This is a genomic window from Carboxylicivirga taeanensis, assembly GCF_051851475.1.
Classification (GTDB): Bacteria; Bacteroidota; Bacteroidia; order Bacteroidales; family Marinilabiliaceae; genus Carboxylicivirga; species Carboxylicivirga taeanensis.
Genome location: NZ_JBPUSJ010000016.1, coordinates 1 through 22,687, shown reverse-complemented (window position 1 = coordinate 22,687; position 22,687 = coordinate 1). Strand labels below are relative to the sequence as shown.

Genomic DNA, 22,687 nt, shown 5'->3' with positions numbered 1-22,687 from the left:
TTCCTCCTTATTCAGTAGCCGTTTCGGCTTCCACTTTGTAAATATCTGTTCCTAAACGTTGCAAATAGGCAATCAAGGCAATGATTTCTTTATCGCGCGTGGTCTCAATACCCGCCGCCGTCAGCCCGCCAACAATTTTATCGGCCTGCTTGTAGTAGTCTTCCACAGCCTGCTCATCGTAGCCCTCGGGATAAGGCACCCCTAATGTTTGCATGGCTCTGATTTTAGCCGGCAAATCAGACAAGTCCATATCATCGCTGATCAACCAGGGGTACTTCGGCATGATGGAGTTCTCATTCAACTTCTGCGGGTCGAGCATGTGGTTATAATGCCAGGCATCCGGTTTATAAATCTTTCCTGTCATCACCCCTTCGCGGGCCAAATCCGGACCAGTTCGTTTTGATCCCCACTGGAAAGGATGATCATACACAAACTCACCTGCTTTGGAGTACTCGCCATAGCGCTCTGTCTCCGAACGGAAAGGCCGTATCATTTGCGAGTGACAGTTGTAACATCCTTCTCGCAGGTATATATCGCGGCCCTCCAGCTCCAAAGGCGTGTATGGCTTAACACTGGCAATGGTTGGCACATTTGATTTAATGAGGAAAGTTGGAATCAGCTCGATAAATGTTCCAATCAACACCGTAATCAAGGAAATAACCATGAACTGAACGGGCTTACGTTCTAACCAGCCATGGGCTTTCTCGCCCTTCTTACCTTTGCTAATGTCTTCCACCACGGCTGTGGTCTCTTCATTGGCTGTCATTTTTCCCTGAGCGGCTGTTTTAAATAGGTTATAACCCATGAGCATAGCTCCCAAGAGGTAGATGAATCCACCAAAGGCACGCATGTAGTACATCGGACGGATTTGTGTGACAGTTTCCAGGAAGTTCGGGTAGGCTAACAGGCCTTCTTCGGTAAACTCTTTCCACATCAGGCTTTGTGTCAGGCCCGCCCAATACATTGGGATTGCATAAAACAGAATACCGATAGTGCCGATCCAGAAATGGGCGCCCGCTAATTTTTCGGAGTAGAGCTTGGTTTTAAAAATCTGCGGCACCAACCAATAAAGAACACCAAAGGTGAGGAAACCATTCCAGCCCAGAGTTCCAATATGAACGTGCGCTACGGTCCAGTCGGTAAAGTGACTGATGGCATTAACGTTTTTGAGGGACAACAAAGGGCCCTCGAAAGTCGCCATCCCGTAGGCCGTAACCGCTACTACCAGGAACTTAAGCGTTGCACTTTCGCGCACTTTATCCCAGGCACCACGCAGCGTGAGCAAGCCATTAAGCATACCACCCCAGGAGGGTGCCAGCAGCATGAGTGAGAAAACGGTACCCAGCGACTGTGCCCATTCGGGTAAAGCTGTATAAAGCAGGTGGTGCGGTCCGGCCCAGATATAGATGAACAAGAACGACCAGAAGTGTACAATGGATAAGCGATAAGAATAAACCGGACGGTTAGATGCTTTTGGAATGTAGTAATACATCAGGCCCAGGTAAGGAGTGGTTAAGAAGAAAGCCACCGCATTGTGACCATACCACCATTGCACCAATGCATCCTGCACCCCGGCATACCACGAATAGCTTTTTGTTAAGGTAACCGGCAGCTCAACAGAGTTAACCACATGCAGCACCGTTACCGTAATAAAGGTGGCCAGGTAAAACCAAATGGCTACATACAGGTGCTTGACCCTCCGCTTCATAATGGTCCCAAACATGTTCCATCCGAAAATGAGCCACACAACGGCTATCAAAATGTCAATGGGCCATTCCAACTCGGCATATTCCTTACCGGTAGTAAAGCCTAAAGCCAGCGTTACAGCGGCCAAAACTATAATGAGCTGCCATCCCCAAAAATGCACGTAACTCAATACATCGCTAAACATGCGTGCTTTAAGCAGGCGCTGCAAGGAGTAATAGACACCCATAAAAATACCATTTCCCACAAAAGCGAAAATGGCTGCATTGGTATGGATGGGCCTGAGCCTACCAAAAGTTGTGTATTCCAACTCAAAATTAAAGATTGGCATTGCCATTTGAAGAGCAGCTAAAACTCCCGCTGCCATACCAACCAATCCCCAAATAATGGTGGCATACATAAAATATTTGACAATTTTATTGTCGTAATAAAACGTCTCTTGCTTCATGTGTTCAACATTTTTTCAATAATCAGATGGAAGCCGGTGTCAGGCCTTTGCCTGCTTACCTGCTTTACTGAGATCTTGGATTTGAATATTAGATTTTTTTTTCTGTTCCTTCTGATCAAATAAGATGCGTACCGAAGGCGAATAATCATCGTCGTACTGCCCTGATTTAACCGCCCACACAAACAAACCCAAAAAAATGAGTGCAACACACAAACTGGCCACCACAAGCATTATAATTATCTCCATATCAACTTATTTGAATTTGCAAAGCAAAAGTAGAAAATAAATTAAGATTAAAGGATCTTATTATTCATTAAATTCTTTCACTTTTATCGCCTTTAAATACAATCAGTCCGACATGATTGTTTAACATTTATTAATTTTTTTAACCATTCCAATCAAATCATTCCCTTCTCCTTCAAATGCCTCTCATTTTATTACTGAACTACTTACAGCTTTCTTTTCTTTCCGGATAGCATTACGCTAACGCTGGTAAATACAACCACCGACACACTGCTCAAGGGCATCAATACAGCTGCAAACAAAGGGCTCAGCTGCCCCGATACTGCGAAAGACAAACCAACTACATTGTATAAAAACGAGATGATAATGGAGGCATACACAATGCGGAGAGCCGCCTTGGAAAAGCTGATGAAGCGCGGTAAGTCCCTGAGTGCCCGGGCACTGATAATCGCATCGCTGGATGGGGAAAACTGATGAATATCGTCGGCCACGGCAATGCCCACGTGCGCCTCTTTAAGTGCACCAACATCGTTTAAACCATCGCCCACCATCATTACCTTTTTACCGGCCGCCTTCAGCTCCTTCACATAGGTCTGCTTGTCTTTGGGAGTCTGGTAAAACCGCAGTTTATCGGCATCGTTCACCACACGACTCAGCACTGCCTGCTCGGCATCATTATCGCCCGACAGGATGTGCACATCGGTATACTGCTGAACGGTTTGCAGCATGGTTTGCCAATCGGGCCGGTAGTGGTTTTTAACGGTGTAACACCCTATTACCCGGTCATCCAGCTGTATGTAAACCTGTGCCGACTGGTTATTGGCTGAGTGGTGAAGCCCCACGAACTGAGCCGATCCCATGCGGATATGATGATTCATTATCCGGGCCTCCACACCCGCCCCTTCGGTTTCTGAATAGTTCAACACCTCAAAAGTATCGGCCTGTTCCAGGTGTCTGGCCAGAGCACGACTCAAGGGATGCCTCGATTGGTCGGCCAGTGATTTTATAATCGATTGGGTATAATGGTCAGGCGTATCCCCATCAAACTCCACCTCAAAATGGTCCGGATCGGTTAAAGTGCCGGTTTTATCAAAAACTATTGCATCTACTTTGGTTAAGCGCTCAATGATAGAGGTCAGCTTCAGGTAAAAATGGTTCTTCCCTAAAATACGCCCGGCATGGCCAAAAGCGAATGGCACGGACAAAGCCAAGGCGCACGGACAGGCAATGATTAACACCGAGGTAAAGGCCATTACCGCTTTGGAGCTATCCACCATGGACCAGTAGAAGCCCGTAAAGGTACTTATCAGGATGATGACTATAGTAAAATACTTACTGACAACATTGAGTGTGTGCGATATCATGGACTCCTGCTCATCGGTCTCGCTGCGCTCTTTCCACAATTCAGCCAGGTAGCCTGTTTTCACTTTCTTTTCGACCTGCAGCAGCAAGGCGTTGCCCACCACACGGCCTCCCGCATAAATCAGCTCGCCTTTCTCTTTACGAACCGGCACTGATTCGCCCGTGATAAAACTATAGTCGATAGAAGCCCCTAGCGATAGTAAAGTGGCATCGGCAGGAATGATTTCTCCATTTCGCACCTGTATCTGATCGCCACTTTGCAGCTCACTAATCGGCACGATTTCTTCCGCATCAGCGGTAATGCGAGTAATCCCCAGCGGAAAGTAGGAACTATAGTCGTTGTCGAAGCTCAGGGCCTCGTAGGTTTTGGCCTGGTACCACTTACCTATTAAAAGAAAGAAAACAAGACCGGTTAGCGAATCCAGGTACCCCGAGCCACTGTTGGTAATGATCTCAAACATACTGCGCAGGAAGATGGCTGTAATACCAATGGCAATAGGCATATCAATGGACACAATGCCCCGCTTAATGTTCTTCCAGGCCGTGATAAAATACTCATTCCCCGAGTAAAACATGGCTGGCAGGGACAATAGAACGCTTATCCACTTAAACCAGGCAATAATTTCAGGGTTCAAAGCGATGTCTTCCGAGAGGTAATCGGGAAAACTAAGCAACATCACATTGCCAAAAATGAAACCGGCAATGCCCAGCTTAATCAGCAGGCGTTTGCTCCGTTTGGCTGTCTTTTTCTGCCCCTCGGTTTTAATATGCGGCTTATAATTAATCGAAGCCAGCAGCGCCATCAGCTCACTCAGCTTAATCTCCTCCTCGTTGAAGGTAATTGCGGCCTCGCGCCGGTTAAAATTAACCGATGACTGAATAACACCTTTATGCAAGCGGTGCAGGTGCTCAATTAACCAGATGCACGAGCTGCAATGGATGGCCGGAATATAAAGCTTGACCCGCCCAATGGACCCATCGTAAAAATCCAGTACCGAGCGCTTAATGTCTTCCTGGTCGAGGTAATCGTAATAGTCGGTGGACAGCTTTTTATTGCGGTTGCCGGGCGCCTTCTCAATGTCGTAGTAGGCCCCCATATCGTTCTCCTTGAGTATATCGTACACCATTACGCAACCTTCGCAGCAAAAGTCTTTGTCGTCGTGCCGCACCCACGATTGTGAAGGGCTTCCGCAATGGTAACATGTTTTGGACATTTATATGAGGTTTAGAATTTGCTGTGATTAGTTTGTTATACCATATAAAAACCAGAGACTGTATTTTGTTTTAAAGAACAACATTTTAACCTATTACGAACAAAGGTTATAGGAATTATACTTATGTAAACAAGACTTTGAGATACTATTAGATAAGCAACTCTTAGAGTGAACCATACAGCTAAAGCAAGACATTACAGTGACATAAAGAAACTCCAATCGCACAAGTTTATTTACAAAATATTTTACTAAATTTATGATTCAAATCCTAATCTACTTACATAATTATGAAACAATACCTACTCTTCTTGTTAATATTCGTATTTGTGGCACCCACACTTACAAGTGCACAGTTCAACGTAACCTCCAGCAACTTAAGAGGCCTAAGAAATGGTGACATCACGTTTACGGACTTTGACGCCGATGGAGATATTGACGTATTAATGATTGGTGATGACATAGAAGCCAACGCCTTTTCTCTTATCTACCTAAACGACAACTTAAGTTTTACGGAATCCAAAATAAGCAGCTTCCCCCCTCTAATGGATGGCGCCTTTGATTGGGCCGATTACAATAATGATGGTAAGATGGACTTAGCTATAATGGGCTTTAGCCAAACTGATGGTCAGCTTACAACAGAGATATACACGCACGACAAAGAATTCCTCAAAACAGACATTCAGTTGACTGGAATAAGCAGAGGAGGTATTGATTGGGGTGATTACAATAATGATGGGTTGGCCGATTTATTAATAGCTGGACAGGATGCCGAAAGCAACTCCACAACAAAATTATTTGAAAATCACGGCACCTACTTCAGTGAGGTAGAATTGCCAAATGTAGAAGGCGTATCATTTGGAGATGTAAAGTGGGCTGATTTTGATGGTGATGGACTTCTTGACTTTATAATATCTGGTGTTCAGGGACAAGCACCTGAAACTACCGCTCCTATAACTAAGTTGTATAAAAATACAGGTAGCGGTTTTGAAGAAGTATTGGAAAATACATTTATCGGTGTTTATGAAACTTCGATTGAATGGGGCGATGCTGATAACGATGGTGATTTGGATGTCATCATAACTGGATTCACTGCAGATAATAATGGCTCCACCTTGTATATCAATGAGGGTACATCTTTTCGCATTCACGAAACCGGGCTTCCTAATGTATTTGAAGGTTTTGCCAAGTGGGGCGACTATAATAATGATAATCAACTGGATATTCTTATAACCGGAAATAGTCTTGAATCACCGGCTGAAATCTGTGCGGTGTATTCAAACAATAATCTCACGTTCGAGAAGGTGTTTGAACATACTGGCATCGGTCAAGCGTCAGGCGGGTGGGCCGACTTTAATAATGATGATTACCTTGATTTTATCGTAATGGGACAAACAGAAAGCCATGAAATGCTTGCTACCGTTTTTATAAATGAAGGAGGCAATGAAAGTAATGCAGGAAACAATACCCTCAAACATGCAACAACCACTATAAATAATCCACCAAGTACACCAACTAGTCTGGTTTCAGAAGTAAAAGACGGAAAAGTAAAGCTCTCCTGGGGAGCTTCCAGTGACGATCTGACAAACCCAAATTCCTTATCTTACAGTGTCAAATTATTTAAAGAAGGACAGCTATATATTTCATCCCAAAGCAACGAAAGTGGCAAAAGAAGCATTGTAGCACCTGGCAATGCAGGCCTTCAAACATTTTTTATTAGTGAAAAATTACCCAATGGAAGCTATACTTGGTCTGTACAAGCCATTGATAACAGCTATTCTGCATCGCCTTTCTCAGAAACCTACGATTTTAGTATTGAAAAACAGGTTGGAATAGATTCCGATGACATGGATAAAAGTCGGGTAAACATCTTCCCCATCCCTGTTAAGGATCAGCTTTATGTCGAAGGGATTAACACCCAATTTACAACACAAATATTCAGCATGAATGGAACATTGGTCATCAGCAATGCTCTATACAATGATGGCATAAATGTCAGTCAATTGAAAAATGGTATTTACATTCTTAAACTCAAATTCAACAACCGTACAATGCACCGGAAATTCATTAAAAAATAACACCTAACGATATAACGCTTAAACCCGAGATGATGACCAATAAACAAATCCTGTTCATTTCCATTCTATTAATCTCTGCTTCCGTAATAATTGAAATATTAGTTGCTACCCCAAGCATCGCACTCGACATTGACCTTATCGAGTTCTTTGCCGGATTGCTGTTTGGCATTGGCATAGTACTTCCGGTTAAATTGCTACTGGATAAAAAACGGAGGAAAGAAAAAATTAGTGAGTAAAAACACTAATACAACAATTCATAGCATTGGCGGTTTTTCCTACAACTTTACCAAAGTTCGGAACTTTGGTAAAGGTATTACTCCCTAAAAGAAAGAAACTCCCACCGAAGCGGGAGTATAGGATAATTTCCTTCGCCACATTGCCTTATTGTGATAAGCATCTATTAAGCTGCTATTGCTTTTATAGCCCTGCAGCGCTTTTTTTTAATTCCCTCTGTAGGTTGAGTATCCAAATGGTGTTAATGTGAGTGGAACATGATAGTGATTATCGTCCTGAATATCAAATACAACCTCAACAAAAGGGTAAAACGTCTCTTTCTTTTGACTAATAAAGTAGGGTTTCGTTTCAAATTTCAGTTTGAAGATACCTCGATTTGAGGCGTCGCTCTTGTTCTCCAAAAAGTTGTTCACTCGACCATTATTGTCTGTCAACTTTTTATCCACCAATATCCAATCACCACTTTCATCCAACTTAAACAAACTGATCTCTACATTTTTAGCTGGCTGTCCAACTGTTATATCAAGTATATGGCTTGACAGTTGATACACCTTTTCCTGAGCGGAAACTGTTTTGAAAGTAACTGTGAATACAAAAAGAATCGTAATTAGTAAGGCCTTTTTCATTATGCTTAATTTTTAAAAAATTTATTATGTGCTCTTCCAGGAAATAGGCATTATCTGTCTTGTTAGATATCATGCCGCAACCTATTTTCAAAGAGACTAACTCAATTTTTCAGCATTTGTTTAAATTCTTCCGATAATTAATCTTGCAATTCTAATTTTCAACTACCTGCACATTATGCAATTTTATCATTTTTCACCTCATTTTTGCTATGCAGTTTACCTTTTCAAGAAACAATGATAAGCACTGTTTTACTAAATTATTTAGTTTCATGTCTATTCGGGAGGTTCTCATATGTGTATGCTCTGTAAAAAGCTATACCATTGACCACTCGAAAAATCTACTTACTGCAGATAATCTGCAATTGCCTGATAGGCTGGCAAAGAATACGGATCGTTGGCCGCATTGCCGGCAACCGGATGGGAGGCAAATCTGACAATGACCATTTCTGCAGCCGGATCAATATAAATGGTTTGTCCATGCACTCCGCGTGCAGCAAAAGCCCCGTTTCTATTATGAGTGACCCACCACATATCGCGATAACTCCAGCCCTTATGCTGCTTATGGTAGAGCGATTGATCAAAAGCACTGCGCTCACCGCCTCTCATGATGTTATCGACGACACTGGCCGGTAATACCTGCTGGCCGTTAAAATACCCTCTATTACGGATCATTTCACCAAATAGCGCCAAATCGCGCAGGTTGCCACTAAAGCCCCCTCCGGCAAAAGCTATACCTGCACCATCCACCTGGTAATATCCATCATATCGTGTGCCAAGGGGTTGCCAAATACGTTCAGATAATAATACGGGAATACTTTTACCGGTCACACGGGATATTATCCACCCCATCACATCAGTATTAACCGTTTTATAGGCAAAAACCTGCCCGTGCTGCCCATCTTTTTGTACGGTTTTCAAATAGTCGAAATAGTTATTTGGGCCAGCATAGCCGGCTTCCTTAGGAAAAGGATTACCAGCCTTTCCAAACAGCCATATTTCGGCTTTGGGATTGGCATAATCTTCACTAAACTGAATAGCCGTAGTCATATCTAATATTTCGCGGATAGTAGCATCACTGAAACCGGAGCCTTTTAATTCAGGCACATAAAATACGGCCGGCTTGTTTTCATCCAGCACGCCTTCAGCCACCAGCATCGCCCCCAATGTACCGGTCAGGGTTTTACTCACCGACATTGCTGCGTGCACTCCATTGGGGGTTAAAGCTCCAAAATAACGCTCATAAATAACTTTTCCCTTGTGAAGAATAATAATCCCATCAGTGTAATTTTTATACAAAGAGGCCTCCCAGGTCATTGGTTCCTGGCTACCGAGCGGCACAAATGTAAGTGAATCAATTCCCTTTTTAGTCTTGGCTTTCAGCTGGTAATGTTTAGCCTGTGCGGCTTTTACCTCCGTAGTCGGTAAAAACTGACGCATGTGGCACACGCTGTAACGAAGCGCCGGAAATTGAAAAAAGCTGCCATCAGCGGCTGATATCACCTTCTCGGCAGGCGGTGGAAAGCCATACATCCATCCCATTTTATTAGGATCCGATGCTTTGGCATCCAATGTTGACTGACTAAGCCCCTCATGGAAAGGAAGTAAAAATACTACAAGGGCTAATTTTACTGTTAGAATCCGATTCATGATTTCGATTGTTTGTTATCGTTCTCAACTATAGATAAATCACTCGTTTTAATATGCAGATCGCGCTGCGGAAAAGGAATGGTGATACCCGCTTCATAAAGGGCATCATGAATTTTAAAAATCATTTCGCTCTTGATGATTATCCAATTGTCAAAATTATCGGTCCAAAATAATAAGCGAAAATCCAGTGAGCTCTCACCCAAATCATTGAAAAGCACCAGCGGAGCAGGATCTTTTAATACGTCAGGGTGCTGAGAGATGGCATCAAGCATCAGCTTTTGTGTTTTATAAACATCCGATCCATATGCCACACCTGAAATTATTTCAATACGCCTGCGCTTATCTGAGAGGGTCCAGTTAATAAGTTCGTTGGATATTAAGTTCGCATTGGGAACAATCACTTCAGCACCATCAAATGTGCGCACTTTACTCGAGCGTATCCCCATGGATTTAATGGTACCCATAAGCGGTCCAATTTCTACCGTATCTCCAATTTGAATGGGCCGTTCAAACAAGAGTATCACACCCGACACAAAATTATTGACAATGTTTTGTAAGCCAAAACCAATGCCGACACTAAAGGCACTAAACAAAATGGTTAGTTGATTCAATGGCATACCCACGGCACTAACGGCCAAAATCACGCCGGCACTAATAAGGCTAAAACGAATAACCACCGAAATCATTCGGGGAACGCCTTTGGCTAAAGAAACATTGTTAAGTACGTCATCTTCTAAAATGACCCTAATAAAACCGGAAATAACAACCGACAACCAAATAATTAAAAAGAACAGCAGCACATTGCCTGCGGTAAAGGAGATGAGCCCCAGTGATACCTTAGCCTGAAAAAATGAGGAAATAATATCATAAAATGAGTGACTTATACGTAAAATCTTGATGACTGAATCGATCCAAAACAGCGAGGCCAGAAAAATAACGACAAAATTGATCCGCTTTTTTATAATGGTCTTATTCTTTTGCAGAACATTGAGGTGACGAAGTCGTTTAAAATCGATGAGCAAATGAATTAAGCCCAACAGCGTTACCGAGGTAACAATTAACAGCAGCCCAACCAAAGTGTTAGTGATGGAAAGATCGATAGCAATTTCTGCAAGTCCCAACTGGCCGGCAAGGACAGCAACCACTCCTGTTGCAGAGGCCAGTAAATGAAAAATAAGCACAAAGCGCAAAAAATAAGCAAACGCCCTATTGGGAATGGTACGCGCACCAAAATGCCGAAGAAGACTTATTAAAAACACGATTTCGATGCTGCCCATAAACAGCAGAATGAGGCGATTAAAAAGACTGGCTGGAGGGAAAATATAATTGACAAAGCGAAATAAAACAAGTAAAAAGAAAATAATCAAATACCTGTTTTCTCGGCGGTCTGTCAATCGGGCAATAATGTCTGATAATGGGATAACCAATATTAAGATGGAAATGTCTATCAATATGGGCGGACGATTGATGAGAAATAGTCCAGAAGAGAAGATTGTGATCAGTAAGGCCACACTAAATGGGCGCTGTAAAATATGAATAGTGGCTTGCTTAAACATGTTGGCCCGATCATTATTCACATGTAAATACTTTCGTTTGAGAAGAGAGAAGCCCACTAGCATCACTACAAAATAAAGCAGTAAGAAGTTAGTTCGTTGACCATTACCATTATAAAAATGCTTGAGAATCGATGTATTATCCTGCCAAAAATACTTAAGGTACATTTGCAGCTGATAGCTATTCAGGGTTTTAAAGTCCATCTCCCAAATGGTTGGCTGAGACTGAACTAATAACTTATCGTACTGCTGCTTGTTAACATTTTCAAGCCGTTGAAGCAGCTGCTCAATTGTTAGTTCGTATTGTTTAACCTTTTTAAGCAAAGGAAGCACTATATTCGTTTTACTCAACACCAGTTGCTTCACCTCTTCTACCTTTGTTAAAACTTCATCAATCGAATTCGTGATTAAAGAGTCATTCAAAAGGCTAGCCATCTGCTGCTTTGTTCCCTGCCAGCGTTGCATGCTTTCATTAACAGCTTTGCGCTGAAGCGATAAATCCCTAATAATCGTCTCCAGCCTTGAATCCCTTTTTGTCAGTGCGCTCTGGTAGTTACGCCAATACATTCGCTGATTAACCAAGCTGCGTGGCACCAAACTGTCGATATCTAATGTCTTTTCGATGCGCAAAACAGAATCCACCTCTCTTAAAAGCTGATTAACGACATCCTGCTCTTCCATCAATTGCTCGTTTGCTACCAGCTCAGATGCTACCTTATCCAACTGAAAAATGGCCTCAATAGAACTGGTGGGTATTTGCTCAAACGGAATATAACCTGACTGCACGGTATCCTGTTTGGCAAACAGCCTTTTCTCCTGCGATAGTATACCGGAAACCACAAACAGACAGCAAGTGATAATTATGATCTTTAGCACTCGATTAATTTTTTACAGGTTAAAAATACATTGAGGCAGGCACGGCATTTTTTAGCCCACCTTTATCGGCCAAACCAACAATAGTTGACATGCGAATCAAGATTGTTCTGTTTCAGTCAGGATAACTTACACTACTAACCAATTGATAGTCAAATTTGTTTCCGAAAAACTAAAGACCCATCCGTGTCGACCATCAAACTGAATCAGCAATCAAAAAAAACGTTACATGCAAGTGGTTTTAACTCTGCAAAACCATGCAATTACTCATAGACCAGACCTCCCCTCCCTTTGTTGGCTCTTATAAAAAGACGATACCCTCTAACTGGATGTAATAAATAGGATTGTCAATAAAAAGCTAACAATGAAAGTGTCGCCACGAAAAAAGCCCAACCTTCAAAAGCTTTCCCATTCCTTAGGCTATGCTATCTTTGTGCACCTGAATGAAAGCAAAGAAAAGCACAAAACACACATGCATATAATGACTGTCTCCCCTCTAGTAAGACTAAACTGTCTGCTATTTTTATTATTGATGTTACCAACCGCAGGAAAAGCCCAGGCGGGACTTGAAAGTGGCTTTTATACCTTTTTACGAATAGATAGTATTGATGAGGATATCAGCTGGAGTGGCATTGCTCAGCTACATCTCGATTGCTATTTGTATGTAGATAGCACCAACAAGCAGCTCAGCTATTTTAAGTGGGGCAACCAGCTCAGGCACCGTTTGCAGATGATTGATGAGCACACCTATGGTGTAATGGATGGCTACCTTTGGGGATGCCAACTGCATAAAGAAGATGAGCAGACTCTGTTGCTGGACAACCTTATTTTAGGTGAACTCAACACCAGCATCCCCTACCGTTCGGAATGGAAAAAGGTGGAGGAAACTGATGCTGAATTTCTGGAGCTCCAAAAGTGGCAAAGCACCTGTCTTGAAAAGGATGCCGTCTATCTGCAAACGCTGAAGAAAAAAATAGAAACCCATGGGTTTAAAGATTATCCGGGCATTTACAAAGATATACACATAGAGCTTCGTTCCGAAAACAGTGAGCAAGAGGAACGCTGGTCAGGCGCTCAAATTAAGTTGCCATTAGAAGAAATCTCCTTTCGCGAAGGCCTGTGTAGTTTTTTCATCCCTAATATTGATAAGGTGTATATGCGACGAGTTCGCCATGTTTTTCCTTTAAGCAAAAAAAGCAGCGGTGCGGTGAATGCCCGCCAGGTACTTATTCAGGGCAACTCGTCTGCAAAAATAGAGGTGGGCATTGAGCTATTTGAAATTAAAGCCCCCGAAAATGCTATTGATTGGGATTACTGGAAAAATAATTCAATCCTGTCCCCTCTGCAAATCTTACACGACGAGCCCAATGGCACCCTTTTTCTGTGTAACGATGGGACTGAACTGCTGGCCAACTATCACTATTACGACCATAAACACAACTGCCACGTGCTTGCCTGCGGGGGAACGGACAGTGATGACATCGATGGCATTAATACCTTGTACAGCATCCTGAGAACCTTAAACCGAACGGAACACCAGGGAGAAATTATGACCATCCACTCTGCTGTCCAATTAAGTCCTGATGCTTTCAAATCAAAGTACGGAGCTGAACTATTAACACAATTAAGCGACTCGGCGCTTCAGGCAGAAAGCAGAAAAAAATTCGGCGACATCGAAAAGCTGCTTCAACGCCCCTGGTTTGGCAACTGTGAAAGCGGCATGTTTTTGCTGGGAAACTTTGCCAATAAAAATACCAACTACCTCAACTATTCCATCCATAAGAATAGCCTTGAAGAGGCGCTGCACGATTTTAGTTCGCACAGCATTGTTCAGAAATCAGAGGTACTGTATAAAGACGAAACACGCATGGTAGCAATCCTTGATGATACAAGGTTTGTTTCCCGCTTTGCAGTGCCCAAAAATGGCCTCATTTATGTGTTTGACAAAGTAATAGGCACTTACAGGCATTCGGTGATTGAGCTTGAGGCAGCTGCCTTTTTTCAGGATATGAAACAAGCAAGGCTGGAACGCTTCATTCCACAACTGCCCGCCAGCTTCATCCGTAAGTATGTGTATGCATTCGACAATGCTGAAAGCCTGCCTGCAACCGATGACGATTTACAATTTAAAGTGTGGAATGCTGATGCCGAACCGGTGATATTAAAACTGCCGAAGAAGCTGCTAAAAACTAAATGTAAATCTCAACTATTCTAATCCAGTCAAACCTATCTTAATTAAACTTCGATTACCAACGCGCAATGCAATCTATGGCCTATAAGCTTTACCAACATTAATTCGGAGCTGGATATACTTCACTAACGCAAGAGCTTTGCTTTTAAGTCAACCAGCCTTCGGGTTTCTACTTTAACCTGTTTCATATGCCCCAAATTCATCGATAGGTAAACAAATGGTTTGTACCAATTGCCCAATAACCGCTTCAAAACAGAGACTTTGCTATAAAACTGCTTTCTGGCCTTGACTTTCCCCACTTGTAGCTCAAGGGGCGACATGTTTTTGGGCTTAAAAACAACGGTATTGTGATCATAATACCTCCAATCGGTTGTTATCAGCCGCTGCTCGTTTTTTAGTTGCTCATAGACCTTGGTGCCAGGGTAAGGCGTCAGCACATTGAAAGAAACGGTACTCACTTTATTTTTAACCAGGAACTGAACGGTTTCATCAAAAATTTCCTTGGTGTCATCATCAAATCCAAAAACAATCGATGCATGAATGAGTATTCCCATTTTTTTCACTTTTTTAAAAGCCTGTTCCAGATCCTGAATCTCATTGATGGATTTGCGCATGGTTAACAGCTGCTTAACCGATACACTTTCAATCCCTAAAAAAAGTGACTGACAGCCACTGTCTGCCGCCAGTTGCATTAATTCATCATCGCCTACCAATAGAGATATGGACGCTTGACCAACCCACTTAATTTTTAAGGGTTTAATCGCCTTAAAAAGGGCTTTTGCATATGCCGGATTCCCAATAATATTATCGTCCAGAAAAATAAAAACTTTAGCGTTTGATTCTTTGATATCACGCACCACATTTTCGACAGAAATATGCCTTATTTTTTTTCCGAACAGGTTAGTAACGCAGCAAAAATCACAATTATAAGGGCAGCCTCGCGTGGTTAAAATGGGGATGATATTAAATAGTCGTTTCGATGCGATTTTATCAAAATCTTTACGAACGTATTTTTCTAAATCAGGGTTTGGTTTGTGGTATTTCTGCTTTAAACTGTTGTTTTCAAAATCATCCAGGAGCGTCTGCCACACACCTTCAGCTTCTCCAATCACCACTGCATCTGCATGCACCAAAGCTTCATCTGGAAGAATGGTAGGATGCACGCCGCCTAAAACCACCGTTTTCCCTCGTTGCCGAAAATCATCGCACAGCTCGTAGGCTCGGGGTGCATTGGCCGTCATGCAGCTGATGCCCACTAAATCGCAATCCTGCTCCAGGTCAATCGCCTGCATTTCTTCTTCAATCACCTTTACTGCGAACCGGTCCGGAGTTAATCCTTCGAGTATATAAAGCGCTAATTGTGGAATCATAAGCCCTTTATTAGTTCGCTTTTCGGTATCAACGGTTGGTGAGATAAGAAGAATTTTCATGTGTATAAGTTTTATTAAGAATAGACGCATAAATCTCGCGTGTATGCCGATGCTCTCTAAGACCTCGAAAATAGGAGCGCCCGATCCATCAACTATTACGTGCCATTTTATGTACCTAAGCTATTGTATTCAATCACCAATACCTTTCGGTGACTGTCCTAAACATAATTAACACAGTTAACCGTTTGACTTAATACACAACTATCAATTTATCAGGAAAAGAAGCGACAAAGACAAACTTTACTTAACAGGTGATTTTGACCACATTGTTTTGCTTAAAGATTAAGGTCAAAAAGCACTTATAAGTTACGAAACTTAAACAGGTAAAACAAACTAAGATGATTCCTGCCTTTAAGCATCAATTTATCTCGTTCGTGTTCTTCTTGAATGAATCAAAGTACATCCAAAAAAGATGAACAGCACAATAATAACCACCAGTTAATAAATCCCTTTGCTAAAAACTAAGTTAGATGCGCTATTGTTACTTCGTACTTTTGTTACCCTGTAAAAAGTCACCTCTGTTAGGACTTTTTACCATAGTAAGAAAATCCCAAACCTCACTTAAAATTTGACGTTCATCCACTTCAGTTGGCTTTTTACCATCCAGATACTGCACATCGGCCACACTACTGAAAAACTTATCAAAATCGGTATAATAGCCCTCAGTCCGCTTAAAGCGTATAAAGGCACTGGGAAAACTTAGCTTTATCACAAACTCATATTCGGGAAAGAATAGATTATTTGTGGCCAGGTAGTAGTTTTTAAAATTTTCAGGAATCATGATGTAGTTTTTTCAGACAGTTAAAAACAATGCAGCGCTGCGATCCGGTTGTTTAGGTCGGTGGTGCTATCCTTCTTGTGAAAGCAACCAAGCATCGTCAGCAGTGGCCATTTCATAACAAATCACGATCAATACCTTGTGGACAATACATACGATGCGCCACCAACAAGTTAGTGAAAATATAGTGGAAACAGGCAATATGATGAATTAATACTGCATGCATCTGGTGGCGAAAGCTTGTTACATAAACCGGTGAAAACACCAGAAATTATGCATCTTTACCGGCCATAAAATATTACTCAAAGCTGCATGGTGCAGGCCAATGGCAGTAATCACATAGATAAGATCATGATAAAAAGCTTATTAATAGTTGCAGGTCTGGTACCCTTCCTTTTTGCCTGTGTGCGGCCTTTAGAGCAGAAGTATTACGATGAGACCGCTGAAAAACACCTGAAAGCAATAAAGAAGGAACTGGACTCGGCGGATTATGTCCTTCTGGAAAGCGCCCTCCATCGATTAAAAGCAGAAAACACGCGACTGATAGATGTGACCTTTGCTGATATCTTATCACAGGGAAAGGAATGGGCTGCCGAACAACAAAAACTGGAAGCCGAAGCAGCCATAAGAGCAGAAGCAGCCCGGAAAGAGGCGATAAAAACAGCTCAACTGAACAAGGTAGTAGAAGTAGTATGCCTTGAGAAAGGGTTTATGGAGTCGCACCATTGGGATCAGTTAACATTTAAGTTCCTAATCAAAAATAAGTCCGACAAAAACATAGCCGCCCTTAAAGGTGAAGTGTCGTTCAATGGAATTTTTGATGAGTACAATACCATCCATTTTCATTACGATCAGCCCATTAATGCCGGGCAGGAAGCAACCTGGAACGCCAATACTGAATACATTGATTTTATGGGGATACACGACGACCTGAAAAACAAAGAGCTGCAGGACTTAAAATATACCTGGAAACCCCGGCAAATCGTTTTTGATGATGGCACAGTGATCGAGTAGTGCATACATCATACATAACAAGCTATCCAAACAAATATTATTAGCCAACAAACAGATGCAAACTGAGAAGAAGTAGCGTTTTCCCGCTATGGCTTATATTGATTGCCATAAACTTACCGCTTCATTGCTTGTTTATAAGTTATAAACAGCCGAAAGAAAAAGCGCATGAAAAGTTTCTATGATTTTAGCATTCCTTCTGCCAGTGGAAAAACCATATACATGAACCAGTTCAAAGGCCAATTGGTGTTGATTATAAATACTGCCACCAGGTGCGGTTTTGCTTCACAGTTTAAAGGCTTGGAAGAATTACATCGTAAATATAAAGACAAAGGACTGGTCGTTTTAGGGGTTCCATGCAATCAATTTTTAAATCAGGAACCAGAATCGAACGACACCATCGAACAAATCTGTCAGCTAAATTTTGGGGTTACCTTTCAACTCACCTCAAAAGTTGATGTGAATGGCCCGAATGCCCATCCTATTTTTTTTCATTCAAAAAATGAGTTTGGAGGTTTTTTGGGCAAAAGCATTAAGTGGAACTTTACAAAGTTCTTGGTGCTAAAAGACGGAACCCCTTATAAGCGCTATGCCCCTTTTGTTAAGCCTTCAGTCATTGAAAAAGACCTTCTTCAGCTGCTTTGATGAAATAAAAACGCTCTTTGTTTAATATTTTATCGTATTTGATAAACATTTCTACGCATCTGCGGTTTATATACTATGAAGAATTATCTAATAATAGGAGGTTCAAGCGGTATAGGACGTGCCATCTTTGAGGAGCTGCACAATGATGCTTCGACCAATGTATTGGCAACTTACCTATCAAGTGATGATGACTCGCTGATAAGCAGGAAAGACTATTTCTATCTGGATGTTAATGCTCCAGAATATGATTTTCACTTTTTGCCTGAAACCTTAGATGGTTTGGTTTATTGTCCGGGCAGGATCAGCTTAAAACCTTTCGGCCGGATTAAACCAGAGGAATTCATCGAAGACTATAGCGTCCAACTTATTGGAGCAGCACGCATCATTCAATCCTTATTGCCCCGATTAAAAAAAGCGGAGCAATCCTCAGTGGTCCTATTCTCTTCGGTGGCAGTGCAAAAAGGATTCAAATTTCATTCGCTTGTTTCTTCATCGAAAGGCGCCATAGAAGGACTGACAAAAGCTTTAGCTGCAGAATTCATGCCTGATATACGGTTTAACTGCATCGCCCCTTCGATAACGAATACACCGCTGGCCGCAAAGTTCTTAGATAATGAGAAAAAAATCGAATCCAATGCACGCAGGCATCCTTTGCAAAGAATTGGAGCCGCTGCGGACATCGCTTCGATGGCTGTGTATTTACTAAGCGAAAAATCTTCGTGGATGACGGGACAGGTTGTTCATGTGGATGGTGGAATTTCAACTCTTAATTTATAGCATATGAATTTACGGGGAACAGCATTTCATAAAATAGATAAATACGTAACAAAATGGATGGCTGATAACGGGCTTTTTTTGCTGCGATTGAGCATAGGTATTATTTTCTTTTGGTTTGGATTTCTCAAATTTTTTGATGGCCTCAGTCCTGCTGAAGGAATTGCATTAAAAACTATCAAAACATTAATTTCCGATTCGTTGTCTGACCAGTTAATACTTAATATACTTGGTGCCTGGGAAGTATTAATCGGCCTGGGATTGCTGTTTAATATTTATCTAAGGGAAACGCTTCTTTTACTATATCTCCAAATGATTGGCACCTTTACGCCTCTCTTCCTGTTTACATCCGAAGTATTCCATATTTTTCCCTATTCCTTTACTTTAGAAGGACAATATATTGTGAAAAACATTGTGATTGTAAGTGCAGGTATCGTTTTAGGGGCAACGGTACGAGGCGGGAGACTGGACCCGCAAAGTAAACCAAATACTCACCAATAATACCTGAAAGATATGTTTAATTTTCTCAAAGCGAACAAAGAAAAGAAGCTTCAGAAAAAATACAATAAATTGCTTGAAGAGGCTTTCCATTTATCGAAGGTTAACCGAAAATTATCGGATGAAAAATATGTAGAAGCAGAAAAACTATTAGCCTCAATGGAAAGCAAGAAACCGTGACAGAAACAAACAAGGATCTATAAACACCGAATCTTGGTGCCCTTGCTTATTTCCACCACGGTTTCTAAAAAGCGTTTTGGGAGTTAAAAAAAACTATTTTGAATATGTTACCAGATTCAATTCTTAAAGAGCGTAACTCACCCTCCCAATGTCAGGTTTATTAACTCTATAACAAGCAATTGAAACCTGGTACATATCTATATCATCTGGTATTATACCCCACACTCAGTTATTGATATTTCTTTGTGCATTATTTGTGGAATAGTGAAGTGAGCTCCTGAATGCCCTTCTTAAATAAATCCGCACTCTCAGAAAACGACTTCTTGGCTTCATCCCAGTTTGCACCAGTAGTATTTAATAGTTCATCATACTTGATTTTTAAGTCATCCTTTTTAGACTTCAATTCTGCTATTTTTTTGTTATAAGCAGCTTTCGTTTCAGCCGTTGTATTGGCTTTCTTAGCTTCTAATTCATCAATCTTGTCAAAAATATCATCGATGCTCTTCTTTGCATTTTCTTTAAACGTTTCCTTATCCATAAAATAGGTATTTAATATATTAACAATTTATTTTTATCTGTTCCTGTTTGTTGAAGGCAGCATACAAATTTTCAATTTGAACTTTACGTGCGGTAATGCTATTGCTGCTTCCAATTACAAAGGGGCTTCATAACGCTCTACAACTCACAATACTCGTCTGAAACAAAGCCAATTGATGCATTGACGCAGTGAGTAACTTCCCTGTTTTGATCGTTACATGTAGTTTCCATTTTCGCTTTCTGCATCACTATAACTTTCAATTAAGAAAGCTGCAAATGGCAGAAAGACCGTCAGGCGCATGCGTGATTGCATAAGCTTAATTTCTTTTTTAGCACCCTCGTTAAGTTACACAAATACTATCACATAACCAATTAACAATGGCATCTTTTCCTCTTTTTGCATTGGCTCAATCGCAAACATTGCTTCTTAATAAGAAGATGATGCTGTCGTCGGAGCAGCAAGCAGAGCATTACCCACCTTCAAACTCAAGGAGCCTACTTGCCCAGTGATGAACTTCTTTGAGCAATGAAGCAACGTAGGCCATATTTCAAGCACAACCAAACATGGTAATAAAGGTGCTTCTTTGGAAACATTGCTAATTCTAAAACCTTATTCAAAATATTGATCTAAGAGGTTGTGCCCCCAATTGCTTAAGCAAACATTTTAAGGTACGAACTAAAGTATTCAAATTCAAAATTACTTTGTACACAAAGTAACTACAACACCCACCTCCTTTCGTGTTTATCTCATGAGAAACAACCGCAACCCACTAACTCCATGGACACCTATCGTCTAGCTACTTACAAAGATGATAAAATAACAAGTCCATGATGAGGCTAACAATTTAATTACCGTTCAATTACTTACGTATTCAGTACAATTTAATTTAAATCAGCTCCATTACTGGCCTAAAATATTGTTCGTGTACGAACTTTTTCCGCTTTTTACTTCTTTTTCCCATTAAAGCGACGTATTTTTGTATTACACTATCATACCACGAAAAACACATATGATTTTATCTAAACGAAACATCAGCCGCAGCCTGGCGGTTGTGCTAACGGCTGGTTTATTCTTTCAAACAAGTTGTACCTCATCTACTTTCAAAAAACACTTAAAACTTGATTCAAATGCAATTAGCTACAATTGCTACAACAAACAAAAGCTAATCATTAAAGGTGTTGTAGAGGTGGATAAATTAGCCCCTACCCCTAATTACCGAGCCGACAGATTGCCTAAGAAACAATCGCAACAACTTTCAACCCTAATTATTAAATCGAGCCTCCCTCTGAATTACCAAAGAAAGCTGAGAACAGGGAAAGCACTCACTATTGAGCTCAATAATCAATTGTATAAAGGCAACATTACTGCGGTTAAAGTTGATGGTTTTAAAAATAAGATTGATTTTTCGCTAGCCATTAACACCAGCACTAAAACGCAGTATAAGGATGGAGCAACAGTTGCCTTTGAGCTAAAACCATTGTCACCAGAACTCATATCGGGCCTACCGCTAGGTAATGCTTCCCTGCAATCTCATTCTGCCATGAACACTCACCGATAACCCCCAACCTCTGGTTATAACTACCTGGAAGGTATTCATTTAGGTGCTGAAGGTTAAACTCAGAGTAAGGGCCGGATTGAAGAGCCGATGAATTTACCAAACAAATATTCAAACACTATCCGGCTCTTCAGGGCAAAATAGTACGTGAGGCACCCCTGACAAGGCTGGTAGTAGGCATCTTATTACAAAAAGCACTTTCCCGGGGCCAATGGTGTAACTTACCGGTTTCGAGTGCGGAAGCTGGCTTATGAAGCAGTTCAGGCCATTCGTGCTTAAACGCCGATGGGAAATTTTGGATACCGAAAATAAAGCCAATAAACAAACAAAAGAGCAAGGTGTAGATTATACCCTTAAAGTGTTGCCTAACAGAAATACCTACCGACCATTACCTATCGGAAACAGGTACTTACTCTTTAAGCCGGAAGAGCGATGGAGAGATGCACAATCGCCTAAAAAGGATACTGTCCATACCTGTGACATACCAACACTGTGTTAAACTCAAAGTAAAGTCATATTAAACTCAAAGTAAATTCGATTTATACTGAATTTAATATGACTAAACTATGTAACAACTCTGACTTACTATTGAACTTGTACAAGTTCTGGTATTGGAATGGTGCATTCATTAACTCAAGAAGATTGGGTGCCAGCAGACATGAATATCCTTTGGAAGTAATCAACGATACAGACAAGCACGAAAACAGGCCTTTATAGTTTTGCAGCTTTGATAAACCAGGTAATTAACATGTGCCTACTAATGCGCTCTTTTCAAAAGAGCTGTTGGACGAACTGTTTATAAATATTGGTTTAACGCCGAAACAATTAGCCATTGATTCGGTGAAGATTGACAAGAGTGAAGAGTTTATAGAGTGCCATAAACTATTGAACTTAAAAATCTGCAAATTAATCAAATACAACCTTTTGGTATTAACATATATTTAGCTTACTTTTGACATGCTTTATGTTATACCAATATGGTACAATATAAAGCATACTAGATATATCGACTAGTTAGTACCCATGTGTCAGGGCGCACAAGATTAATATTTACCAATGAGAAGTATTATACTGACAGAACGATATGTAAGCCCGACAACATCATATG

The 22,687-nt window shown here is 41.2% G+C and carries 20 protein-coding genes; 11 read left to right on the top strand and 9 right to left on the bottom strand.

Annotation, left to right across the window (positions count from 1 at the left end; translation table 11 throughout):
* Positions 1-7: 7 nt before the first annotated feature.
* The 3 genes from ccoN to ACSX1H_RS17070 form a co-directional block, all read right to left on the bottom strand.
* Positions 8-2,152 (bottom strand): cytochrome-c oxidase, cbb3-type subunit I, encoded by a 2,145-nt coding sequence (gene ccoN, locus ACSX1H_RS17080; RefSeq protein WP_439185453.1) that lies wholly within the window; start codon positions 2,150-2,152, stop codon positions 8-10.
* 39 nt (positions 2,153-2,191) lie between these two features.
* Positions 2,192-2,398, bottom strand: coding sequence for a cbb3-type cytochrome oxidase assembly protein CcoS (gene ccoS / locus ACSX1H_RS17075; protein ID WP_439185452.1), 207 nt, complete (start codon positions 2,396-2,398; stop codon positions 2,192-2,194).
* A gap of 203 nt (positions 2,399-2,601) precedes the next feature.
* Positions 2,602-4,971 (bottom strand): heavy metal translocating P-type ATPase, encoded by a 2,370-nt coding sequence (locus ACSX1H_RS17070; RefSeq protein ID WP_439185451.1) that lies wholly within the window; start codon positions 4,969-4,971, stop codon positions 2,602-2,604.
* A 287-nt stretch (positions 4,972-5,258) separates the two neighbouring features.
* On the opposite strand from ACSX1H_RS17070, the gene ACSX1H_RS17065 reads away from it, so the two are divergent.
* Together ACSX1H_RS17065 and ACSX1H_RS17060 are read left to right on the top strand one after the other, a co-directional pair.
* Positions 5,259-7,046, top strand: coding sequence for a T9SS type A sorting domain-containing protein (locus ACSX1H_RS17065; protein WP_439185450.1), 1,788 nt, complete (start codon positions 5,259-5,261; stop codon positions 7,044-7,046).
* A 32-nt stretch (positions 7,047-7,078) separates the two neighbouring features.
* Positions 7,079-7,282, top strand: a complete 204-nt coding sequence (locus ACSX1H_RS17060) for a hypothetical protein (protein ID WP_439185449.1) — start codon at positions 7,079-7,081, stop codon at positions 7,280-7,282.
* Between the two features lie 204 nt (positions 7,283-7,486).
* Here ACSX1H_RS17060 and uraH read toward each other — a convergent pair whose 3' ends face one another.
* The 3 genes from uraH to ACSX1H_RS17045 form a co-directional block, all read right to left on the bottom strand.
* Positions 7,487-7,906, bottom strand: a complete 420-nt coding sequence (gene uraH / locus ACSX1H_RS17055) for a hydroxyisourate hydrolase (protein WP_439185448.1) — start codon at positions 7,904-7,906, stop codon at positions 7,487-7,489.
* 342 nt (positions 7,907-8,248) lie between these two features.
* Entirely contained in the window at positions 8,249-9,553 is a 1,305-nt protein-coding gene (locus ACSX1H_RS17050; RefSeq protein ID WP_439185447.1) for a serine hydrolase domain-containing protein, read from the bottom strand.
* Positions 9,550-11,982, bottom strand: coding sequence for a mechanosensitive ion channel domain-containing protein (locus ACSX1H_RS17045; protein WP_439185446.1), 2,433 nt, complete (start codon positions 11,980-11,982; stop codon positions 9,550-9,552). Before ACSX1H_RS17045 ends, ACSX1H_RS17050 begins: the two co-directional genes overlap by 4 nt.
* A gap of 361 nt (positions 11,983-12,343) precedes the next feature.
* Between ACSX1H_RS17045 and ACSX1H_RS17040 the strand changes: the two genes are divergently transcribed.
* Positions 12,344-14,194, top strand: coding sequence for a hypothetical protein (locus tag ACSX1H_RS17040; RefSeq protein WP_439185445.1), 1,851 nt, complete (start codon positions 12,344-12,346; stop codon positions 14,192-14,194).
* Positions 14,195-14,295: 101 nt separating this feature from the next.
* Here the strand turns inward: ACSX1H_RS17040 and ACSX1H_RS17035 are convergent, their stop codons facing one another.
* Together ACSX1H_RS17035 and ACSX1H_RS17030 are read right to left on the bottom strand one after the other, a co-directional pair.
* Positions 14,296-15,600, bottom strand: coding sequence for a B12-binding domain-containing radical SAM protein (locus tag ACSX1H_RS17035; RefSeq protein WP_439185444.1), 1,305 nt, complete (start codon positions 15,598-15,600; stop codon positions 14,296-14,298).
* A 481-nt stretch (positions 15,601-16,081) separates the two neighbouring features.
* Positions 16,082-16,381 carry a hypothetical protein gene (locus tag ACSX1H_RS17030; RefSeq protein ID WP_439185443.1) on the bottom strand — a complete coding sequence of 100 codons (300 nt, stop codon included), beginning with the start codon at positions 16,379-16,381 and terminating at the stop codon, positions 16,082-16,084.
* 348 nt (positions 16,382-16,729) lie between these two features.
* Here ACSX1H_RS17030 and ACSX1H_RS17025 point away from each other — a divergent pair, with 348 nt between their 5' ends.
* From ACSX1H_RS17025 to ACSX1H_RS17005, 5 genes are all read left to right on the top strand, one after another.
* Positions 16,730-17,392, top strand: a complete 663-nt coding sequence (locus ACSX1H_RS17025; RefSeq protein WP_439185442.1) for a hypothetical protein — start codon at positions 16,730-16,732, stop codon at positions 17,390-17,392.
* A gap of 165 nt (positions 17,393-17,557) precedes the next feature.
* Positions 17,558-18,034, top strand: a complete 477-nt coding sequence (locus tag ACSX1H_RS17020) for a glutathione peroxidase (protein WP_439185441.1) — start codon at positions 17,558-17,560, stop codon at positions 18,032-18,034.
* A 75-nt stretch (positions 18,035-18,109) separates the two neighbouring features.
* Complete coding sequence (locus ACSX1H_RS17015; protein WP_439185440.1) at positions 18,110-18,811, top strand: SDR family NAD(P)-dependent oxidoreductase; 702 nt, start codon at positions 18,110-18,112, stop codon at positions 18,809-18,811.
* A gap of 3 nt (positions 18,812-18,814) precedes the next feature.
* Positions 18,815-19,309: a hypothetical protein gene (locus ACSX1H_RS17010; RefSeq protein ID WP_439185439.1), complete on the top strand. Its 495-nt coding sequence runs from the start codon at positions 18,815-18,817 to the stop codon at positions 19,307-19,309.
* Positions 19,310-19,321: 12 nt separating this feature from the next.
* A complete protein-coding gene (locus tag ACSX1H_RS17005; protein ID WP_439185438.1) occupies positions 19,322-19,486 on the top strand; it encodes a Lacal_2735 family protein in 165 nt (54 codons plus the stop codon).
* Between the two features lie 250 nt (positions 19,487-19,736).
* Here the strand turns inward: ACSX1H_RS17005 and ACSX1H_RS17000 are convergent, their stop codons facing one another.
* Positions 19,737-20,024 carry a sll1863 family stress response protein gene (locus ACSX1H_RS17000; protein ID WP_439185437.1) on the bottom strand — a complete coding sequence of 96 codons (288 nt, stop codon included), beginning with the start codon at positions 20,022-20,024 and terminating at the stop codon, positions 19,737-19,739.
* Positions 20,025-21,033: 1,009 nt separating this feature from the next.
* Between ACSX1H_RS17000 and ACSX1H_RS16995 the strand changes: the two genes are divergently transcribed.
* The 3 genes from ACSX1H_RS16995 (at position 21,034) to ACSX1H_RS16985 (ending at position 22,296) form a co-directional block, all read left to right on the top strand.
* A complete protein-coding gene (locus ACSX1H_RS16995) occupies positions 21,034-21,582 on the top strand; it encodes a hypothetical protein (protein ID WP_439185436.1) in 549 nt (182 codons plus the stop codon).
* A gap of 247 nt (positions 21,583-21,829) precedes the next feature.
* On the top strand, positions 21,830-22,078 hold the full coding sequence (locus tag ACSX1H_RS16990) for a hypothetical protein (protein ID WP_439185435.1): 249 nt from the start codon (positions 21,830-21,832) through the stop codon (positions 22,076-22,078).
* 56 nt (positions 22,079-22,134) lie between these two features.
* Positions 22,135-22,296: a hypothetical protein gene (locus ACSX1H_RS16985; protein WP_439185434.1), complete on the top strand. Its 162-nt coding sequence runs from the start codon at positions 22,135-22,137 to the stop codon at positions 22,294-22,296.
* Positions 22,297-22,687 lie beyond the last annotated feature (391 nt).

Excerpts from the sequence above, each read along its gene's own strand:
- ACSX1H_RS16995 (WP_439185436.1), top strand. The coding sequence starts at position 21,034 with ATGATTTTATCTAAACGAAACATCAGCCGCAGCCTGGCGGTTGTGCTA.
- ACSX1H_RS17030 (WP_439185443.1), bottom strand. The coding sequence starts at position 16,381 with ATGATTCCTGAAAATTTTAAAAACTACTACCTGGCCACAAATAATCTA.
- ACSX1H_RS17035 (WP_439185444.1), bottom strand. The coding sequence starts at position 15,600 with ATGAAAATTCTTCTTATCTCACCAACCGTTGATACCGAAAAGCGAACT.
- ACSX1H_RS17000 (WP_439185437.1), bottom strand. The coding sequence starts at position 20,024 with ATGGATAAGGAAACGTTTAAAGAAAATGCAAAGAAGAGCATCGATGAT.
- uraH (WP_439185448.1), bottom strand. The coding sequence starts at position 7,906 with ATGAAAAAGGCCTTACTAATTACGATTCTTTTTGTATTCACAGTTACT.
- ACSX1H_RS17010 (WP_439185439.1), top strand. The coding sequence starts at position 18,815 with ATGAATTTACGGGGAACAGCATTTCATAAAATAGATAAATACGTAACA.
- ACSX1H_RS17050 (WP_439185447.1), bottom strand. The coding sequence starts at position 9,553 with ATGAATCGGATTCTAACAGTAAAATTAGCCCTTGTAGTATTTTTACTT.
- ACSX1H_RS17040 (WP_439185445.1), top strand. The coding sequence starts at position 12,344 with ATGAAAGTGTCGCCACGAAAAAAGCCCAACCTTCAAAAGCTTTCCCAT.
- ACSX1H_RS16990 (WP_439185435.1), top strand. The coding sequence starts at position 21,830 with ATGAAGCAGTTCAGGCCATTCGTGCTTAAACGCCGATGGGAAATTTTG.
- ACSX1H_RS17025 (WP_439185442.1), top strand. The coding sequence starts at position 16,730 with ATGATAAAAAGCTTATTAATAGTTGCAGGTCTGGTACCCTTCCTTTTT.
- ACSX1H_RS17015 (WP_439185440.1), top strand. The coding sequence starts at position 18,110 with ATGAAGAATTATCTAATAATAGGAGGTTCAAGCGGTATAGGACGTGCC.
- ACSX1H_RS17065 (WP_439185450.1), top strand. The coding sequence starts at position 5,259 with ATGAAACAATACCTACTCTTCTTGTTAATATTCGTATTTGTGGCACCC.
- ACSX1H_RS17020 (WP_439185441.1), top strand. The coding sequence starts at position 17,558 with ATGAAAAGTTTCTATGATTTTAGCATTCCTTCTGCCAGTGGAAAAACC.
- ccoN (WP_439185453.1), bottom strand. The coding sequence starts at position 2,152 with ATGAAGCAAGAGACGTTTTATTACGACAATAAAATTGTCAAATATTTT.
- ACSX1H_RS17070 (WP_439185451.1), bottom strand. The coding sequence starts at position 4,971 with ATGTCCAAAACATGTTACCATTGCGGAAGCCCTTCACAATCGTGGGTG.
- ACSX1H_RS16985 (WP_439185434.1), top strand. The coding sequence starts at position 22,135 with ATGACTAAACTATGTAACAACTCTGACTTACTATTGAACTTGTACAAG.
- ACSX1H_RS17005 (WP_439185438.1), top strand. The coding sequence starts at position 19,322 with ATGTTTAATTTTCTCAAAGCGAACAAAGAAAAGAAGCTTCAGAAAAAA.
- ccoS (WP_439185452.1), bottom strand. The coding sequence starts at position 2,398 with ATGGAGATAATTATAATGCTTGTGGTGGCCAGTTTGTGTGTTGCACTC.
- ACSX1H_RS17060 (WP_439185449.1), top strand. The coding sequence starts at position 7,079 with ATGACCAATAAACAAATCCTGTTCATTTCCATTCTATTAATCTCTGCT.